Source organism: Vibrio sp. TRT 2004 (genome assembly GCF_050113735.1).
Lineage (GTDB): Bacteria > Pseudomonadota > Gammaproteobacteria > Enterobacterales > Vibrionaceae > Vibrio.
The window spans coordinates 44,140-62,118 of the sequence record NZ_JBNJOH010000013.1; the positions used below are offsets into that span (position 1 = coordinate 44,140).

14 protein-coding genes are annotated in these 17,979 nt (G+C 45.7%); 8 read left to right on the forward strand and 6 right to left on the reverse strand.

The annotated features are described in order from the left end of the window. Positions 1 to 10 precede the first annotated feature (10 nt). From mngB to ACQEXR_RS07730, 6 genes are all read left to right on the forward strand, one after another. Positions 11 to 2,650: a mannosylglycerate hydrolase gene (mngB, locus tag ACQEXR_RS07705; protein WP_427020060.1), complete on the forward strand. Its 2,640-nt coding sequence runs from the start codon at positions 11 to 13 to the stop codon at positions 2,648 to 2,650. Between the two features lie 63 nt (positions 2,651 to 2,713). Beyond that, complete coding sequence (locus tag ACQEXR_RS07710; RefSeq protein WP_426950106.1) at positions 2,714 to 3,862, forward strand: glycerate kinase; 1,149 nt, start codon at positions 2,714 to 2,716, stop codon at positions 3,860 to 3,862. Between the two features lies 1 nt (position 3,863). Continuing rightward, positions 3,864 to 5,054: a mannose-6-phosphate isomerase, class I gene (gene manA, locus ACQEXR_RS07715; RefSeq protein ID WP_427020061.1), complete on the forward strand. Its 1,191-nt coding sequence runs from the start codon at positions 3,864 to 3,866 to the stop codon at positions 5,052 to 5,054. Positions 5,055 to 5,851: 797 nt separating this feature from the next. Continuing rightward, positions 5,852 to 6,487 (forward strand): hypothetical protein, encoded by a 636-nt coding sequence (locus tag ACQEXR_RS07720; RefSeq protein WP_427020062.1) that lies wholly within the window; start codon positions 5,852 to 5,854, stop codon positions 6,485 to 6,487. A 1-nt stretch (position 6,488) separates the two neighbouring features. Continuing rightward, positions 6,489 to 6,854: a hypothetical protein gene (locus ACQEXR_RS07725; RefSeq protein WP_427020063.1), complete on the forward strand. Its 366-nt coding sequence runs from the start codon at positions 6,489 to 6,491 to the stop codon at positions 6,852 to 6,854. A gap of 331 nt (positions 6,855 to 7,185) precedes the next feature. Next, positions 7,186 to 7,353: a hypothetical protein gene (locus ACQEXR_RS07730; protein ID WP_427020064.1), complete on the forward strand. Its 168-nt coding sequence runs from the start codon at positions 7,186 to 7,188 to the stop codon at positions 7,351 to 7,353. Positions 7,354 to 7,396: 43 nt separating this feature from the next. Here the strand turns inward: ACQEXR_RS07730 and ACQEXR_RS07735 are convergent, their stop codons facing one another. Genes ACQEXR_RS07735 through ACQEXR_RS07745 form a run of 3 tightly spaced genes read right to left on the reverse strand, consistent with a single transcriptional unit; the run spans position 7,397 to position 11,451 of the window. Then, entirely contained in the window at positions 7,397 to 8,977 is a 1,581-nt protein-coding gene (locus ACQEXR_RS07735) for a hydantoinase/oxoprolinase N-terminal domain-containing protein (protein WP_426950113.1), read from the reverse strand. Between the two features lie 4 nt (positions 8,978 to 8,981). After that, positions 8,982 to 10,109: a DUF917 domain-containing protein gene (locus tag ACQEXR_RS07740; RefSeq protein WP_426950114.1), complete on the reverse strand. Its 1,128-nt coding sequence runs from the start codon at positions 10,107 to 10,109 to the stop codon at positions 8,982 to 8,984. 28 nt (positions 10,110 to 10,137) lie between these two features. Further along, a complete protein-coding gene (locus ACQEXR_RS07745) occupies positions 10,138 to 11,451 on the reverse strand; it encodes a purine-cytosine permease family protein (protein ID WP_427020080.1) in 1,314 nt (437 codons plus the stop codon). A gap of 135 nt (positions 11,452 to 11,586) precedes the next feature. Here ACQEXR_RS07745 and ACQEXR_RS07750 point away from each other — a divergent pair, with 135 nt between their 5' ends. Beyond that, positions 11,587 to 12,513: a LysR family transcriptional regulator gene (locus tag ACQEXR_RS07750; protein WP_426950116.1), complete on the forward strand. Its 927-nt coding sequence runs from the start codon at positions 11,587 to 11,589 to the stop codon at positions 12,511 to 12,513. 692 nt (positions 12,514 to 13,205) lie between these two features. Here ACQEXR_RS07750 and phnX read toward each other — a convergent pair. From phnX to phnW, 3 genes are all read right to left on the reverse strand, one after another. Next, complete coding sequence (gene phnX, locus ACQEXR_RS07755; RefSeq protein ID WP_427020065.1) at positions 13,206 to 14,021, reverse strand: phosphonoacetaldehyde hydrolase; 816 nt, start codon at positions 14,019 to 14,021, stop codon at positions 13,206 to 13,208. A gap of 80 nt (positions 14,022 to 14,101) precedes the next feature. Continuing rightward, a complete protein-coding gene (locus ACQEXR_RS07760; RefSeq protein WP_427020066.1) occupies positions 14,102 to 15,481 on the reverse strand; it encodes an aspartate aminotransferase family protein in 1,380 nt (459 codons plus the stop codon). Between the two features lie 26 nt (positions 15,482 to 15,507). Continuing rightward, positions 15,508 to 16,611, reverse strand: a complete 1,104-nt coding sequence (gene phnW, locus ACQEXR_RS07765; protein WP_427020067.1) for a 2-aminoethylphosphonate--pyruvate transaminase — start codon at positions 16,609 to 16,611, stop codon at positions 15,508 to 15,510. Positions 16,612 to 16,878: 267 nt separating this feature from the next. On the opposite strand from phnW, the gene ACQEXR_RS07770 reads away from it, so the two are divergent. Beyond that, a complete protein-coding gene (locus ACQEXR_RS07770; protein ID WP_138972183.1) occupies positions 16,879 to 17,889 on the forward strand; it encodes a putative 2-aminoethylphosphonate ABC transporter substrate-binding protein in 1,011 nt (336 codons plus the stop codon). Positions 17,890 to 17,979 lie beyond the last annotated feature (90 nt).

Here is a 17,979-nt window from a genome sequence, read left to right on the forward strand (position 1 = left end):
GTACAAAACAATGACTAAATCACGCGTTCATATTACCCCACACATGCACTGGGATCGTGAATGGTATTTCACCACTGAAGAGTCTCGTATTCTTTTGGTGAACAACATGGAAGAGATCATGCAACGTCTGGAGAGCGATCCAGATTATAAATACTATGTACTCGATGGTCAGACAGCGGTCCTTGAAGACTACTTTGCTATCAAGCCTGAAAACAAAGAGCGTGTACGCGACCTAGTTCAGGCGGGCAAACTGATTGTTGGTCCTTGGTACTCTCAAACAGACACTATGCAGGTTGGTGGCGAGTCAATCGTCCGTAATATGTTGTACGGCCTACGCGATTGTCTAGAGTTGGGCGAGCCAATGAAGATTGGCTACCTGCCAGATTCATTCTCGATGAGCTCACAATTGCCAATGATCTACAACGGTTTTGATATCGATACTGCGATGTTCTGGCGCGGTTGCTCTGAGCGTCATGGTACCAACAAAACTGAGTTCTTATGGCAATCTAATGATGGTTCAGAAGTTGCGGCACAAGTACTGCCTCTTGGTTATGCGATTGGGAAGTACCTACCTCAAGACGAAGAAGGGCTGCGTGCTCGCCTAGACAAATACTTCCCTGTGTTAGAAAAGCCGTCAGTGACCAAAGATATCCTGCTGCCGAATGGTCACGATCAGATGCCAATCCAACAAGACATCTTCGAGGTGATGGACAAGCTACGTGAGGTTTATCCGGAACGTGAGTTTGTGATGAGCCGCTTTGAAGAGGTTTTTGATCGCATCAACCAAGAACGCGATCAACTAGACACAGTAAAAGGCGAGTTTAATGACGGCAAATACATGCGTGTTCATCGCACTATCTCGTCAACTCGCATGGATATCAAACTGATTCACGCTCAGGTAGAGAACAAGATTGTCAACATCCTAGAACCGCTCGCTTCTATCGCTTGGTCGCTAGGTTTTGAATATCACCACGGTCTGATTGAGAAAATGTGGAAAGAGAGCATGAAGAACCATGCCCACGACTCTATCGGTTGTTGCTGTTCAGATAAGGTGCACGCTGAGATTCTTAACCGTTACATCCTAGCCGACGATATGGCGAGCAACCTGATTACCTTCTACAAGCGCAAAATCGTTGACCATATGCCAGCTCGTGAAGGCTGCGACAAGCTAGCTTTCTTTAACCTATCGCCATACGAACGTGAAGAGGTGATCAACACCACCATCACTATCCGTGCAGAGCAGTTCAACATCTTCGATGATAATGGCAACCCAGTAGAGTTCTTCATCCAAGATCAACGAGTGATCGACCCAGGCAAAATTGACCGTCAGATCGTTCACTACGGTAACTATGACCCGTTTGTTGAGTACGATATTCAGATTAAACAATCTGTACCTGCGATGGGCTTTACCACTTTGCATATCCAAGGCAATGAGAAAGGCACTCAAAAAATTGCTGAGCAAAAAGATTACCTGCTTGAGAATGAGTACTACAGCATCAAGGTCAATGACAACGGCACTCTAACCATCTTGGACAAAGAAACCGAGATGACGTACGACCAAGTGCTAAAAATTGAAGATGGTTCAGACGATGGTGATGAGTACGACTACTCGCCATCTCGCAAAGAGTGGTTGCTTTACTCAGATGAGTTCAAGGTAGAAACCGATATTAAACATGAAGGCTTCCAATCGGTTGCTAGTATCAAACTGCGAATGGATGTGCCAGCTAATCTGCAAGAACGCGAAGAGCGCACGGGTCAAAATGGTTTTGTTGATGTCGATTGCCAAGTCGTACTGAAAGCAGGTTCACGCCGTATTGAAGTTCGTCTGGAGCTAGATAACCAAGCTGATGATCACCGTGTGCGGGTGCTAATCCCAACGCCATTTGTATCTGAAAATGTGGTGGCAGATAACCAGTTTGGCCTAATCACACGTCCAACTAACGACCCTGCGATGCAAGTATGGGAGCAAGAAGGTTGGAAAGAAGCGCCTGTGCCAGTGTACCAACTGATGAACTTTGCTGCTGTTGAGAATCAAACTGGTGGTTTGGCGCTCATGACTAATGGCCTGCGTGAGTTTGAAGTGGTTTCGAGCCAAAGCAATCAAGATCGTGACACTTTCGCCCTAACTTTGCTACGTGGTGTTGGCGTACTGGGTAAAGAAGAGCTGTTGCTGCGTCCGGGACGTCCTTCAGGGATCAAGATCCCGACTCCAGATTCGCAAACGCGTGGCAAGTTAGTGTGTGAGTTCAGCTTACTTGGTTTTGCTGGTAACCATATCGACGCAAATGTAATGGCTCAAGCACGAGACTATGTAACGCCAATCGAGTGTTACAACAAGATCCCATACAACGCAATGAAGCTAAACGTTGGTGTACAAGACAAACCTTTGACTTACTCGCTCTTAGCTAAAGAGCAGAAAGGTGCCGTCCTAAGCGTCTTAAAGAAAGCAGAAGATGAAGATGCCTTAATTCTACGCGTCTACAACCCTGCTGAATCTGGACAGATTGAAGATGGTGTTGCCTTCACTCAACCAGTGGCTTCATGGCTAGAGACCAGCATGGATGAGCGAGTACGTGATACCGAAGTCGCTAGCCAGAGCTTTGGTGCCCTTAAAGCGTGTCAGGCTAAATCATTCCGAGTGAAGTTTTAATCCTAGTTTTTAAACGTAGAAACCTCCGCTCTGATTCCAACTGGGCGGAGTTGGTGAACTGAGATGAAGATTGTAATTGCCCCCGATTCATTTAAAGAGTCCCTTAGTGCCAAGCAGGTATGCCAACGCATTGAAGCAGGTTTTGTACAAGTATTCCCAGAAGCGGAGTATGTGCATCTACCGCTGGCTGACGGTGGTGAGGGGACGGTGGATGTATTGATGCAAGGGTTAGATGGCATTATGCAAACTACCCAAGTGATGAACCCACTGGGTGAGACCGTCGACGCACATTGGGCACTGCTTGATGACGGTAATACGGCATTGATAGAGATAGCGGCGGCATCGGGATTAGACCTAGTTTCGCCACAAGATCGCGATCCTGCCCTTGCAACTACCTATGGTACTGGTGAGTTGATCAAAGAGGCACTTGAGAAAGGTGTAAATAAAATCCTGCTTGGTCTTGGCGGAAGTGCCACCAATGACGGTGGGGCAGGTATCGTCCAAGCATTGGGTGGAAAGTTGTTGGACGAGCAAGGCAATGAGATTGCCTTGGGTGGAGCCGCTCTTTCTCATCTTTCTCGCATCGACTTGAGCAATATCTATCCTCGATGCCAACAGGTCGAGTTTGTGATTGCTTGTGATGTCAACAATCCACTAGTTGGTGAAAACGGCGCTAGCTATATCTTCGGTGCTCAAAAAGGGGCTTCTTCGAAACTGATTGTTCAGCTTGATGACGCACTAAATCATTTTGCAGAGATCAGCAGCCGTCTCACTGGAAAAGACAACCGAACGACACCCGGCTTTGGCGCCGCTGGTGGCGCATCTCTTGGTTTATCACTGCTATTTGATATTCAAATCAAGCAAGGTATTGAGATGGTTTTAGACACCTTAAACGCAGACCAAGTGTTGCAAGGCTCGGATCTCGTTATCACTGGCGAGGGTCAGATGGATAACCAAACCCTGCAAGGCAAGACCCCGTTTGGTATTGCAAAACGAGCCACGCTACAAGGTATTCCCGTGATTGGAATTGCAGGCTCATTGGGTAAAGAGATTGATGAACTCTACAACGCTGTCGATAGCACCTTTGGCACGGTTCGTTCACCACAACCCCTAGAACAAGTTCTGACAGAGGCGGGCGATAATCTGACTCGCACTGCACGCAATATTGCCGCCACCTTGAAAGTCGGCGCACAGATATTTGGAGAGAAGTAGTATGTCTCTATTTAAGCTTGATAACGTCATCCAAAACTATGCATGGGGTAGTAAAGACTCCATTCACAACCTATTTGGTATCAATAATCCAGAGCACAAGCCGCAGGCAGAGATCTGGATGGGTGCTCACCCAAATGGCAGCTCTAAGCTCGATGATACCGGAGAGCCTCTTGCTGAGGTAATTGAGCACAACAAACAAGATATCCTTGGTGGTTACACCGCCGCACGTTTTGGGGAGTTGCCTTTCTTATTCAAAGTCCTTGCCGCAGAGACGCCACTCTCTATTCAGGTTCACCCAAGTAAACATAAAGCGCAGCAAGGGTTTGAGCGAGAAAACCAACAAGGGATTCCGTTAGATGCTGCTCACCGAAACTACAAAGATCCTAATCATAAGCCTGAGTTGGTTTATGCGCTAACTTTCTACAAAGCGATGAATGGCTTTCGTCCGATCGCCGATATAGTTGCCCTGTTCAAAGAAGCCAATATCCTAAGCTTGGCCGCTGAGGTCGCAGAGCTTGAAAAGCAGGCAGATAACGCCGCACTAAAGGCATTCTTCACTACTATCATGTCACTTGAAGGCAAACACAAAGAGGTGGCTCTGGCAGAGTTGGAAGCCGCCCATAATCGCCCCGCTAAAACCATGATGGGACGAGAAGCGTTGCAATACAGTGCTGAATTCAAACAGCACTATCCGGGAGATATCGGTCTATTTTCACCACTGATACTAAACACCGTTGAACTGGCTCCAGGTGAGGCAATGTTCCTCTATGCAGAAACCCCACACGCTTACGTGCAGGGCACTGGCCTTGAGATCATGGCAAATTCGGACAATGTATTGCGCGCAGGGCTAACACCAAAACACATTGATGTAATTGAGTTGATAGAGAACACCTCATTCGAACCGATTAATCCAGCGGAGATTCGGCTAAAACCAATATATAAAGAGGGTAATAAAGTGAGCTATCCCATCCCAGTTGATGACTTTTGCTTTGATGTAATGACAGTCGAACATAGCAGCCAAGTACAGTTTGTCCGTAGCGCAGAAATACTGTTTTGTATTGAAGGTGAAGTGGCAATTTCAAGTCAAAATAATCACCTTGTCTTGAGAGCTGGTGAATCAGTATTCGTTAGCAGCAACTCAGTGAAATACGATTATCAAGGGCATGGGAGGATAGCCCGAGCATTCAATTAATTTGCATATACTTTGACCCTTCACGTGGCTTGCAACTAGGGCTAGCTTTAAGAGTTGACACTACTAAATAAATGGCAACTGCAAACAATATTGAGTATTTGGCAGCCCTAAGTGCTTTGTGTCCAATTTGAGTCTAATCTCATTTAACTTGCTTAAACTAATCCATTTCTCACTAAATTATTAAATTGCGTAACATTTTGTCCGGAAACGTGTTACGGGGTCTTAACTACGAAGGGGCCGATGCGATATTAGCTAACTAAAGCAAGCGGCTAATAATTTGGGGTTACACGGCGGTTGGATCGATGATGGGTAAATAATTTTCCGGAGATTCTAAGCCGATGATTGATAGAATTAAACTGCTGTTAACTGGACTACTAACGATCGCCGTTTTGATTATTGATAGCATATACTTGAATCATATTTCTGACTCACATGATATCTATTGATCTTTATTCATATTCTTAAAGAACCTCATTGCATAATAAGAAATATGAAATTAACGTCTTATCTACTATAAATATCGTGGTGGGCTTGTGAAATGGCTAAAGCAGTTAAAGTGGGGGATCAAGGAACTGAGCATGATGGCTTTCCTCCAACACGTGTAATCGCAGGATCTCCTACAGTCAATTTTGATGGTTCTCCAGCAGCTAGAGTTGGAGATCCTTTAGAGCCACACGATAGTCAATATTGGGGACGCCCCTTCAACTGCTTCAGCAAAAAAAATTATTGCGGCTGCTGAAGAACTATACGATATCAATCTTTTGGTTAAGGAATCCTCGGGCTCAGTATGTTCCGAAATGGAGTTAATTTGTGTATTCAGTGATGGCACAGAAGATTTCCTGATACCCATAGTATTTCCTGATTACGAAATTCTTGTTGCAAGCGAACAGACATTTGATTTGTTTGGGTTTGATATTACGACCCCTAAAGTGAAAGCACCGTACCTCGGGCATGCTGGGGTTATATTAATTAACGGAGAGACCGGAGTGACGAGGTATTATGAATATGGTCGTTACCCGAACAGAGCTTCCGATATTCCAGGAAATGTCAGAAAGGTATCAATTCCAAATGTGAAACTGATCAACGGATTGATTACCGAAAGCTCTCTGAAAGAAACATTGAAATCAATCTCAAAAAGCTCAGGACAAAGCGGCAGAATTTCTGGTGTGGTCTTAAGGGGAAGCTTTTTTGCAAAGGGAGATAGCTGGCTTAAAAATAAAATGAGCAGTAATAGCAGTCCTAACAAACTCCCTTATGATCTAGATAGTCATAACTGTATGACATTTGTAATAGATCTCGCCGAGCATCTAGAGTTGGATCCAAGCTGGCGTCCACCTGTCGTAATTCCAAGCGCTTACATTGAACAATTTCAACTTTCTGAAGTCGATTTAGACTACGACTTCTCAACGAATACGTTAGTCGTATCGGAGTAATATGAGAAAAATATTAAAGTGGTTGTTAATCTTAGGAGCAGCAACTGTATTAGCACTTCTAGTTCTTTTCTTCACCTTCTTCAAGTTCGAGAAAACAGCACCAACGCAACACCAAATGCTTGGTGAAATGTTATGGATTTCTGCACCTGATGGAGGCGTTGGTTTCAGAATACTTGAGTCAAATCATCCTGATTACAAGGTGAAGATACTGTGTGGTACTCCAGATAACGTATGTGATGAAGGCACCTTCAAATATTCAGGAAGCAAGCTTGATAAAATCAAGCCTGATGACATTGCTTCTTACTTTGGTGAGAACATTGACCTCATAAATGGTGAAACGATGGTCAAAGTTACTCAGAACGAATAATACAGAATCATACCTTGGTGGCTTGGTATTTCTAAAATCAAGCCAGCGAGGCGCTTCCATATACAGAAAGGCCAAAGAGCAATGCCACTTAATCAAGCCTTTTACTTTTCTAGTAGCTGCGTTGAAGGCTGTTTCTAATCACCTCAATGAAATGCCTCTGCTCACTAAAACTCAACTTACTTCTGCCCCTTTCCGTGCTAGAACTATTGCTCGTATGAGTTCTGATACGTGTCATTTGACCAGATTATCCTAATCAACTTAATATGCAGTTAAGCACCTACTAGGAAGGCGCTATTTAAGTCACATAGGTATTTGAGGTGCCATTTTGTTAATGACGAGAAATGAACTTAACGATTTCAGTAAAGAAGCCGATCAACATATCATCAGTCAGGATTATGCCTCTTTGGAGAAGTTAATTGAGAGGCTCACAACGCTAGATTTTGACTTTGAACACTCTCTATATGAGGCTCATTACTTCTATACACTGCTACCTGTATGAGCAGGTAGCAGCGTTGTTTTGGAAGCGATAAATTGAGTCCAGACTAATCCATCTTAATATGTCCGGCAGCTTTGATTTTCACGTGAACCATATTGCCCTGCAGATAGCTCAGTGGGATTTCACTGCGCTCGATAATGGAAACATTTTCTCTGCACGCACCCGCTGCAATCGCGAACTGTTTTGCCTGCTCTTCTAATGTTGACAGCACCTTTTCACGTGATGTGGATTCAATCGGGACTATTTTATCTAATTGCCCAGAAATTTCCCCAAGAGCAACCCCAATAGCATTAGCAACTTCAAAATGTTCTGGACGAACAACTTGGCTCACTCCTTCGAAGTTATCGGGGAAAAGCGCACTGCCGCCCCCGACCATGATCACAGGGACACTGGCAGCAGAAGTTTTCATCTTATCGATACCTTCTTCCACATCAAGCACCATTTGTTGATAAATAGCCTGTGCTTGCTGCAGAGTGATACCGATATTGTCCGTCAAAAGATGGTCGGATTGCCACTGCATGTTGCCTGTCTTTAAAGCAACATCTGTTAACGTAAGCTCATCGCCACCAAAACTGCGAGCCGTTGAAGTCAGTGTATGACCTACGCTATCAGGCCCTAGTACGATACGTTCTCGCTCAAGGGCAATCTTGGTGCCACCACCGATAGCAAGAGCCAAAATATCGGGCATCCGGAAGTTAGTACGCACTTCTCCAATTTCGACAGCTAAACTCGACTCGCGAGGATATCCGTGAGTAAGCACACCGATATCGGATGTTGTTCCACCTACATCGACCACAATCGCATCTTTGAGTTTAGTAAGATGACTTGCGCCACGAATAGAGTTCGTAGGGCCACAAGCGACCGTCAAGATTGGGTACATTAACGCAAACTGCTGTGACATGAGTGTGCCATCGTTCTGACCAAAGTAAGGCGTCGTATTAATATTGTGATTCACTAAGGCACGGCAAAAACCATCGACAAAGCGCTTGGCTGTGCCTTGAAGTGCCGCATTCAAAATCGTTGCGTTCTCGCGCTCAAGTAACCCTAAGCTCCCAATCTTATGAGACAGTGAGATGTTTACACCTGGAAGTTCTTCAGCGACCCACTCAGCAACGCTCAGTTCTTGATCACCATTCACCGGCGAGAACACACCACAGATCGCAATCGAGTCTACTCGACCTTTCATCTTATGGCATATCTCGCGGATCTCTTGTTCTTGCAACTCTGCGATGAGTTGACCATCGTATTCATATCCACCGTGCGCTTGATAAAAGTGCTCACCAAGCAGTGTCTGCCATGATTGGCTCCAGCCACACAATGGTGGAACGCTATCACCGCTAGGTAAAGAAAGGCGGATCATACCCACGCTGTCGAGTCCTTTTTTCTCAACGATAGCATTGGTACATTGCGTCGTCCCAAGCATGGCATGTTGAACTTGCGATCCATCAATGTTCGTCACCTGTAAAAGCTTTGAAATTGCATTATCGATACCGGTTGAAATATCATGTGTGGTGGCGGTTTTGATTTTAGCTACCACATTGAGTTCAGCATCTAGCAACACACCATCGGTATTCGTTCCGCCAACATCAATACCTAAACGGTAGTAATCTAATGTGTTGTTTGCCATTCTATTACTCTCCTTTTAACGCCGACTTCAGTTGTTCGATAGGCTGATAATCCACGGTATAACCAAAGTAGTTTGGCCCTGCGACTTCAATCCCTTTTTTACTGCGCCACTTCGGGTCACAAGGATAAGCAATTAAGTCGATGCGCTGACCATAGCGCAATTGTTCTGTGGTGATGGGATTGCCTGTTTCATGGTCAAGGATCGAGATAAGGTCAGGAGTTGACGCTAGCAAGTTCTCTTGTGACATGTCTGCCCTGCTACGTCCTTTGTGGGCGAGTAGAAGTTCATTCTGGAAATGGACAAATACCGAGTCTACCCCCGTGTCTTCGAACTGAACGAGTTTTTCGATCACCACTCCCCCCATGGCAAAGCCACCATCGGTTTCACGCTGAATATCAACGATCTTGCCACTAATCAAGATATGACCACCCACTATATCCAATACCGCTTGTGTGCCGCTTTGGTTACCCTCATTGGCTTGGCGTATCGCTTCACCAATCTTCATTGCTTGGGTCAAAGTGGCTGGCAGAGCACTGCGCTTGAGGTTTTTTCCACTCATTGGGTAATCACACATTGCTGCTGAACCGCCCATTTGCTCGGTAATTGGGCGAGCAAATTTTTCAGACCAAAGACCATTGACTGGATAGAGCGTGACCACATTGCCTCGTTCATCAGCCAAGGTATTGGGTGCCGATGGCAAGTCGTCGAGAAAAAACGTCACCATCTGCGCCTCAGGGAAGGCGCGCCCCATCGCATCACAGTCAACGAGAGGGATATTCTTTTGTGCCGCCACCAAGATAGGAATCAGTGAGTTGAAGCCACCCACTTCAATTGGGAATGTTGCGGCTATCTCGGTTTCAAGCGCCTGTTCCATGGCCTCAAACGCCACCAGCATTTGGTCTTTGGAGTTAAGCTTTTCAATCGCAACGGTAGGTGCCCCAATCATGGATGAAGGAACTGTCATCCAATCATCTTGTACTTCATCCAAAGCGATTAATTGCACAGGCTGTTTTGCATTTGCAATCGCAACCTTCGCCATCAGCGCGCCACTGTAAGGGTCACCACCACCTCCAGTGCCAAGTACGGTAGCACCCAGTGCTATGTCATCAATCATCTGTTCTGTAATAATCACTACAACTTTCCTTATTACTAATTTCCAATCATTTAGAAAGATTTTTGCGCTTTGATAGCTTCATCAGAGCAATATAAAACACAGCCGAAGCAATAATGCCATCAAGTGCCGAAATGCTCGTCAGCGAAAATAAGTCGAAGAATTCTGGGGCTGTACAAGCACTAAATACGGTACCGAACACCCAAGATGCTAAGCCTCTTAGCATCCAACTCGGCACTTGTTGAATGTTCTTAAAATTCATTTTGCTCGAATCAAGAACATAATATTGAGCGATATAAACCCCCGCTGCCGGTGCGATAGTGACACTTAGTAGCATTAAAAACTCAGTGAACTTGTCCACCATGCCTAATTGGGCAATGGCGATACCTGCGACGGTCATTAGAATCACAAGGATAGGGCGCGGCACCTTGGGTAGTACCATCGACATACATAGGCCGCCAGAAGTAAGGTTGCTACTGTTGGTTGTCCATTGAGCAAACACCAACACAATGATGGCAGCCATGCCCAAACCTAGGCTAAAGAAGACTTCAACAAGGTCATCGGTGCCGGTGATTTTTGTCAGAATAAGAGCGACAAGGATGATCGCACTGTTGCCAACCAAGAAACCGATACCCGCACCCAAAATCGCATCTTTACGTGTCTTCGCATAGCGAGCAATGTCTGGCGCAGCGACGGCTGCTAGGATCCAGATAGACATAACGAACGAGATCGCTTGCCCCATCGTTAGAGGATCAGTAATGGATGGAGCGCCACTACCTTGGTAATCCGCCGCCATAAATAAGCCAAGAGTAATTAGAGTGACCATAAGGGGCACAGAGTAAGTACTCAACTTACCCAAAGCACGGACACCATAGATTGCTGTCGCCATCATCAAGATACTGCCGCCAATCAGCGCAGATAGATGAGAAACCACAATCTCATATTTTGCTAGAGCATCAACTAGGATGAATGCAAAGAAGTCGGCTTGGAAAGCGAACCAACCGACAAGTGAGATACCGTTGATAAACCCAAGAATCTTACCGCCATTACGACCAAAAACTGCGCTGCTCATCAAAGATGTGGATACTCCAGATTGAAAGCCGATATTGGCGCACAGCATCGCAATCACTGCGAGAAGACCTGAGCCCACAAAGGTTGCGATGAGTGCATCTTCAAAACCCATAGCGCTGCTGAGGATAGAACCCAAGAAAAGACCAGAAATATCGATGCCGATCGCTAACCAAATGAGGCTAATCACCCACCAAGAACGCCTGGCTTTTTCTGGCACTGGCTCTAACTCGAAATCATCGATATTCTTTTGAGTCTGACCAGCTTGGCTTAGCTCTGTCGTCTCTTCTTCCATGTATGTTTCTTTATTCATGATGCATCCCTTGCATTGTTATTCCATAAGCCTGAATAAATCATACTGATGTATTTCTTATCAATAAATGAATATAATTAAATGCAAACATAACAAAAACCAAATGTGTTAATTTAGATGAACTCAAACAATAAGTTAGATAAGCGTGACCTACGAAGATTAGAGCTTTTTTGTGAAATCGTTGAGCAAGGAGGCATTAACCAAGCGGTTGCAAGTACAGGTCTTAGCCAGCCCGTCTTGAGTAATCAACTTATTGCGCTAGAAAATAGTTTAGATTTAACACTATGCCAACGCGGAAGAAAGGGGTTTAAGCTTACTCACGAGGGTGAGAAAGTCTATAAATATGCAAATCAGTTAAAATCCACTCTTACTGACTTCGCTTATAAGTTGCGAGGCGTGCAAACTGAACTCTCGGGCCACGTTCGTGTTGGTTGCTTAGACAATACGGTGACACTCCCTAATAACCCGTTACCCAAAGCGGTCGAGTCATTTTATCAGCGTAGTGATAGCGTCGAAGTGAGTATTGAAGTCGGTGACTTCACTCAACTTAACGAAAAGCTCGCAAAAAACCAAATTGACTTAATGATCGTAGTACTGGGGGGGCATCAAAAAACCGCCTTTAAGCACAGCTACCCATTGTTTGATGAGAGAAGTTATCTCTATGCGCGCCGCGATCTTGCAGATAAGATCATGGATCTAGAGTTCTCCCTTGATGGATGTCGTATCAATATGGGCGGATATGCAAAGGACGAAATGTTTGAATTACTCAACATTGAGCAATATGACTCGATTAAGCTCTATGACGGCTGGCATGTGGAGTCTGGCGTTCTTCTCACCCTGGCAGGCACCCATTTAAGTTTTCTCCCTTCTCACTTGATTGATCGTGGTCATTACGACCAGTCCTTAGTTCCATTGCAACCAGAGAGATGGTTTCTAATTAGCCAGTTTTATGCCGTCATGAAACAGCCACTTGATTCGCTTTCTCCCGTTGCGAAAGCTTTCTTTGAAGAGCTGAGCAAACTTACCGAGGATCACTCGCGTTAGTTTTATTCATATCAATAAACTTGGTTGTTTACAAGGCACTTGGAGCAAGAATAAAACATCACTAGTGTAGTGGCTTAGTTAATTTGGTCAATTGATTGGAGGTTTGCAATACCTGAAATTATCCGTGAGATGCTAATTTAGAACATTCACTAAAACACTTTTGTCCAAAACCTTCCTAGAGCTGGTGTCGTTTAGAGTGCGGCTCTTTTTTGTCTGAAAACAGGAGTGATTACACCTGAGGCATTTTTGCTTCGCGCTACTTTTCAGGTTTGCCCAAAACCGCACTAGTTATTCAAGTTCAAGAGCGGCAAGTGGGTTCATTTCGATAGTTTCTGAAAGGTGGCCTTTTATTGGTTTAGGCTGCTCCCACATTTGTTAGTTTGGAGTTCATCTCTATTTAAAAGACTACTGTTCCGTTAAAGGATTGAAGCTCTCTGCTCGTGGTCGCTCGACCTCGCAAATTACCTAGCTAGTGTTATGGTCATGAGCCATATACAGGACATTAAATGACAACTGCGAGAAAACAACAGATATCTATTGATGCCAAACCTTATTATCACTGCGTCTCTCGCAGTGTCAGGCCTCGCTAAGTACCGCGCAGCGGAAGGAAAAACCGTACTATTGTTATACCGTGGAAGCGTACCTCTAACTCAGTTGATAATTTAGTTGAATTAGAGGCTTTTACATAAATCCTATGGACGCTCACCTGCCGCTAGGCGACGTTCGATATCTGCAACGACTTCAGGGAAGTCAGCAATGGTGTCGATTAGGTAGTGCGGCGAGCTCTTGAGCAATTTTGCACGTGCCTTTTCACGAGCAGTATCTAGTGTGGTTTGGTCGGCCGCTTGGTACTCTTCAAATGTCAGACCCGCTTCGTTACCAGAAAGCAGCAGACCAACGGTCCACATACCTGCGTTATGACCTTCATCAATGCCCGGTGCTGCGTCATCCACTTTGATACACGCGTTAACATCGGTTACGTTCAATTCAATCACGTTCTTCAATGCCATAAATGGTGCAGGGCGGCCTCCTTGAGGCAGATCATCCGTGGCAACCACGTAATCAGGTTTGTAGCCGTAATCCGCTGCTACTGGAATCAGTACATCCATCACTTCGCGAGGGTAACCAGAACAAGAACCTATCTTGATGCCTTTGTTTTTCAGACCGTTCACGACTTCAATTGCATTGAGAATCGGCTCGGCGTGGTCAGCGACTTTCGCTTTTTGCAGAGGCATAAATGCGGCATAGATCGCGTCGATGTCTTCGCTGGTCATTGAGCGACCAAACTTCTCATTCCAACGCTTATCAACCGCTGGGATGCGACCCACAGCTTGGATGTGATCCCATTTGCCAAGTCCCATCGGCTCACGCGCTTCTTCAAGGTCGATATCGAAATCAAAGCCTTGCTTAAATGCTTCCACAAAGATGCTGGTTGGTGCAAAAGAGCCGAAGTCGACGATAGTGCCTGCCCAGTCAAAGATCACAGCTTGAATTGGTGACTTGTTCATGTTTAATCCTTTGTCTTGTTTGCCAGAGCGCTTACCTACACGCTGGAACTACGCTCTGGATAAATTGGTTTTTGTTGAAGTTAGAAGTAGTTAAAGTCTTTACACACTTTGGCGATGGCTTCTTCGAAGATTGCCAACGCTTCTGTCAGTTGCTCGCGCGTTATGATCAGCGGGGGGCTGAGTTGAATCACATTGCCTTGCGATACCTTAAAGCTGACGCCATTGTTGAGGCATTGGTACAGCACAGCTTCCGCTTCGTCATACGCGCGCGCTTTGCTTTCGTGGTCGGTGACCAGTTCAATGCCCCACAACATGCCGATGCCACGTACATCACCAATCACTGGGTACTTGGCTTTCATCTCTAGTAGCTTTTCGCGCATGAACTGGCTGTCGGCTTTGGTTTTATCTAACAAGCCGTATTGCTCAATGGCTTCCATGGTTGCCAGCGCCGCAGCACAACCGATAGGGCTTTTCTCATGAGTGTAGTGTCCCATCGAGATTTGCTCGGCAGTGTTATATTTATCTTTGGTTACCATGGCTGCGATAGGCACTAGGCCTCCGCCCAAGCCTTTACCAATGCAGAGCATATCTGGCTCGATGTCGTAGGCTTGGTAGGTAAACCATTCACCGCTACGACCCATGCCGTTAGGGATGTCGTCGATGATCAGCATGACATTATGTTTGTCACAGATTTCGCGGATGCGTTTCCAGTAGGCTTTACTCGGCACTTGAACATCCGTGTTGCGAACCGCTTCTGCGATAAATGCACCCACGCCGCCTTCTTTCTCAATTACGTATTCAAGATAATCGGCGTAATGCACATCACTACCGTCAGCGACTGGAAAAGCACCTCGATAAGAGACCGCTGGTGGAATGCGTTCAACACCTGCCATTAATGGTCCCATGCCTTGGCGGAAACACGCTTCGCCGCCCACTGAGATGGCATCCAACGATGCTCCGTGGAAGGAGTCCCACAAGGACACTACCTTGTAGTTCCCTGTGATGTGGCGTGCTAGTTTAAGTGCCATACCTACCGCTGATGTACCACCCGGAGCAAACAATACGCGATTCAACTCGCCGCCACAGATTTGCGTTAGCTTTTCGGCACATTCAATTGCGGTTTCGTTGGTAAAGCGACGTGGTGAAAACGGCAGTTTGGCAATTTGCTCTTGCACACGTTTGATAACGTGTGGGTGAGCGTAGCCTAACTGGTGCACGTTATTACCATGGAAGTCCATGTATTTTTTACCCCTAGCATCTTGGATGTAGATGCCTTGCGCTGCTTCCAAGGTATCTAAACAAGGTGTCGACATGGCTTGATGAAGAAAGATCTCTGAATCACGATTCAACAATGCTTGCGTTCGTGCGTCGTCCATCGATGCATTCCAAGCTTGGCGTGCCAGTGTCGTGTTGACATCGCCTTCACTGCGAAAATGGGTCGGTTTTACATTTTCAGTCATAACGCTCTCTCAATCAGAAGGCTGCTTTAGGCAATTTGCCAGTACATTGCTTTTTCAATCGCACCGATTAATCGTTCGATATCTGCTGGGTAAACTTCGCCAATGTTGCCGATGCGGAAACAGTCTGCGTTTGACACCTTACCCGGATAAATCACAAAACCTTGCGCTTTCAAACGGGTGTAGAACTCTTTGAACTGGTAATCACTGTGCGTCGGGGAGTAGAAAGAGGTAATGATTGGCGAGTGAAGGTCATCATGCAGTAGTGGTTTGAAACCAAGAGAACGCATACCTGCAACCAGTGTTTTCTGGTTAGTCTGGTAACGGTTGTGACGGGCCTCGATGCCGCCTTCTTGTTCTAGCTCTAACAATGCTTGGTAGAAAGCGCGAACCGTGTGTGTCGGAGACGTGAAACGCCATTTGCCATGGTTTACTTCCATGCAGTGCCATTGATCGTAAAGATCGAGGCTTAATGAACGTGCTTGACCTTTGCATTTTTCTAGCTCAGTTTGTTTCGCAATTACAAAGCCAAAGCCCGGTACACCTTGGATACACTTGTTTGCAGAGCTGATCATAAAGTCGATGCCTAACTCCGCGATATCAATAGGAATGCCACCAAAACTGGACATGGCATCAAGAATCACGACTTTACCGTGCGCTTTTGCAGCCGAAGCAAATGCCTCAATTGGGTTAAGCATGCCCGTGGTTGTCTCGCAGTGAACAATCGCAACGTGTGTGATAGCAGGATCCGATGCCAATGCAGTTTCCACCTCGTTCAAGTGTGGCTGTGATGTTTCGCCAGGGGAAACTACATGGCACGGAATATTCAGGTAATTGGCGATCTGAGCGATACGTGCACCGTACGCACCGTTGTCGACAACCAACAGTTTTCCATCTTTACCAATGGCGCTACCAATCGTGGCTTCTACTGATGCTGTGCCGCTACCTTGCATTAATACGCTGGTGTAGCCGTCTTGTTGAGTCGCCAGTTTAACAAGCTTGGTGCGGATCACTTCTACAATATCTTTGTTGTATTCATCATCCCAAGTACACCAGTCTTTTAGCATGGCTTCACGTACCGTTTCAGAAGTAGATAGAGGGCCTGGAGTCAGTAGTAGATATTCGTTTTTCATCTCGATTTCCATCAGAATAGGTTTTTTGGTCTACACCAAATTTTCAATTCACTCTAACGAGGAAGAGAAGGGCAGTAAATAGGTAAATCTTCAATTTCATAAAACTTTAACATCCGAAAAATAGCGGATCTATTGAACGATTATTCAGCGCAAATTTTCGTAAAACTGCCATTTAATGGTCATGATTTCGTCACAAAGTGTCAGTAGGGTTTATATCGTACAACTGGTACAGACCAAATAAAAACTTAGCCAAATTAACTGGAGAAAATGATGAAAAACCGTTTGATGAAAGGATCGCTGGCTGCACTTGTCTCTCTGCTAGCAACGAACGCAATGGCAGCACAGGAAGTCACGGTTTACACCGCTTTCGAAACTGACATTCTTGCTAAATACAAGTCTGCGTTTGAGAAAGATAACCCAGATATCAAGATTAAGTGGGTTCGCGATTCAACTGGTATCATGACGGCGAAATTGCTGGCAGAAAAGAACAACCCTCAAGCGGAGGTGGTTTGGGGTCTTGCTGGCTCGTCAATGGCGCTGCTTAAAGATGAAGGCCTTCTTAAGCCTTACACGCCAAAAGGTTTGGAAGAGCTGCACGCGAATCTAAACGACCCTCAATCAAACCAAGCTTGGTTCGGTAACGATGCGTTCTTTAATGCAGTTTGTTTCAACGAAGCGGTAGCGAAACAACTTAACCTGCCTAAACCAACATCTTGGGAAGACCTAACGAAGCCAGTTTACAAAGGTCACATTGCAATGCCTAACCCTGCCTCTTCTGGTACTGGTTACATGCAGGTTTCTGCTTGGCTACAAAACATGGGTGAAGATCAGGCATGGAATTACATGCGTGACCTAGACAAGAACATTGCACACTACACCCACTCGGGCTCTAAGCCATGTGTTCAAGCGGGGATGGGTGAAGTGGCTATCGGCATTTCGATGGCGAGCCGTGGCGCGAAGCTGAAAACACAAGGCGCACCACTAGCGGTTATCACACCAAAAGGTATCGGCTGGGAATCAGAAGCGGTTGGTCTAGTAAAAGAGTCTGATGCAGCGAAGCGAGTTGTGGACTGGTCAATCTCTAAAGCGGCAAACGAGCTTTACGTAGAAATGTACCCAGTGGTTGGTCACAAAGATGTGAAAGCGACTGTAGCTAACTTCCCTAACGTTCAAGAGAACATGGCGAAGATGGACTTTGCGCAAATGGGTAGCAAGCGTGCGGAAATCCTAGCGGCATGGTCTGAGAAGTTTGACGCGAAATCAGAGCCAAAATCGTAGTTACTTATCTCGTTAACCCATAGACCGATAAAGGAAGACATTGTCTTCCTTTATTTGTCATTGGTTAACCCATCACTCAACACGTCTGTT

Bases quoted from the DNA above. Each gene is read 5' to 3' on its own strand.
- ACQEXR_RS07750 (WP_426950116.1), top strand. From the start codon at position 11,587: ATGAACTCAAACAATAAGTTAGATAAGCGTGACCTACGAAGATTAGAG.
- ACQEXR_RS07725 (WP_427020063.1), top strand. From the start codon at position 6,489: ATGAGAAAAATATTAAAGTGGTTGTTAATCTTAGGAGCAGCAACTGTA.
- phnW (WP_427020067.1), bottom strand. From the start codon at position 16,611: ATGAAAAACGAATATCTACTACTGACTCCAGGCCCTCTATCTACTTCT.
- ACQEXR_RS07760 (WP_427020066.1), bottom strand. From the start codon at position 15,481: ATGACTGAAAATGTAAAACCGACCCATTTTCGCAGTGAAGGCGATGTC.
- ACQEXR_RS07730 (WP_427020064.1), top strand. From the start codon at position 7,186: ATGACGAGAAATGAACTTAACGATTTCAGTAAAGAAGCCGATCAACAT.
- ACQEXR_RS07735 (WP_426950113.1), bottom strand. From the start codon at position 8,977: ATGGCAAACAACACATTAGATTACTACCGTTTAGGTATTGATGTTGGC.
- ACQEXR_RS07745 (WP_427020080.1), bottom strand. From the start codon at position 11,451: ATGGAAGAAGAGACGACAGAGCTAAGCCAAGCTGGTCAGACTCAAAAG.
- manA (WP_427020061.1), top strand. From the start codon at position 3,864: ATGTCTCTATTTAAGCTTGATAACGTCATCCAAAACTATGCATGGGGT.
- ACQEXR_RS07710 (WP_426950106.1), top strand. From the start codon at position 2,714: ATGAAGATTGTAATTGCCCCCGATTCATTTAAAGAGTCCCTTAGTGCC.
- phnX (WP_427020065.1), bottom strand. From the start codon at position 14,021: ATGAACAAGTCACCAATTCAAGCTGTGATCTTTGACTGGGCAGGCACT.
- ACQEXR_RS07770 (WP_138972183.1), top strand. From the start codon at position 16,879: ATGATGAAAAACCGTTTGATGAAAGGATCGCTGGCTGCACTTGTCTCT.
- ACQEXR_RS07720 (WP_427020062.1), top strand. From the start codon at position 5,852: ATGGAGTTAATTTGTGTATTCAGTGATGGCACAGAAGATTTCCTGATA.
- mngB (WP_427020060.1), top strand. From the start codon at position 11: ATGACTAAATCACGCGTTCATATTACCCCACACATGCACTGGGATCGT.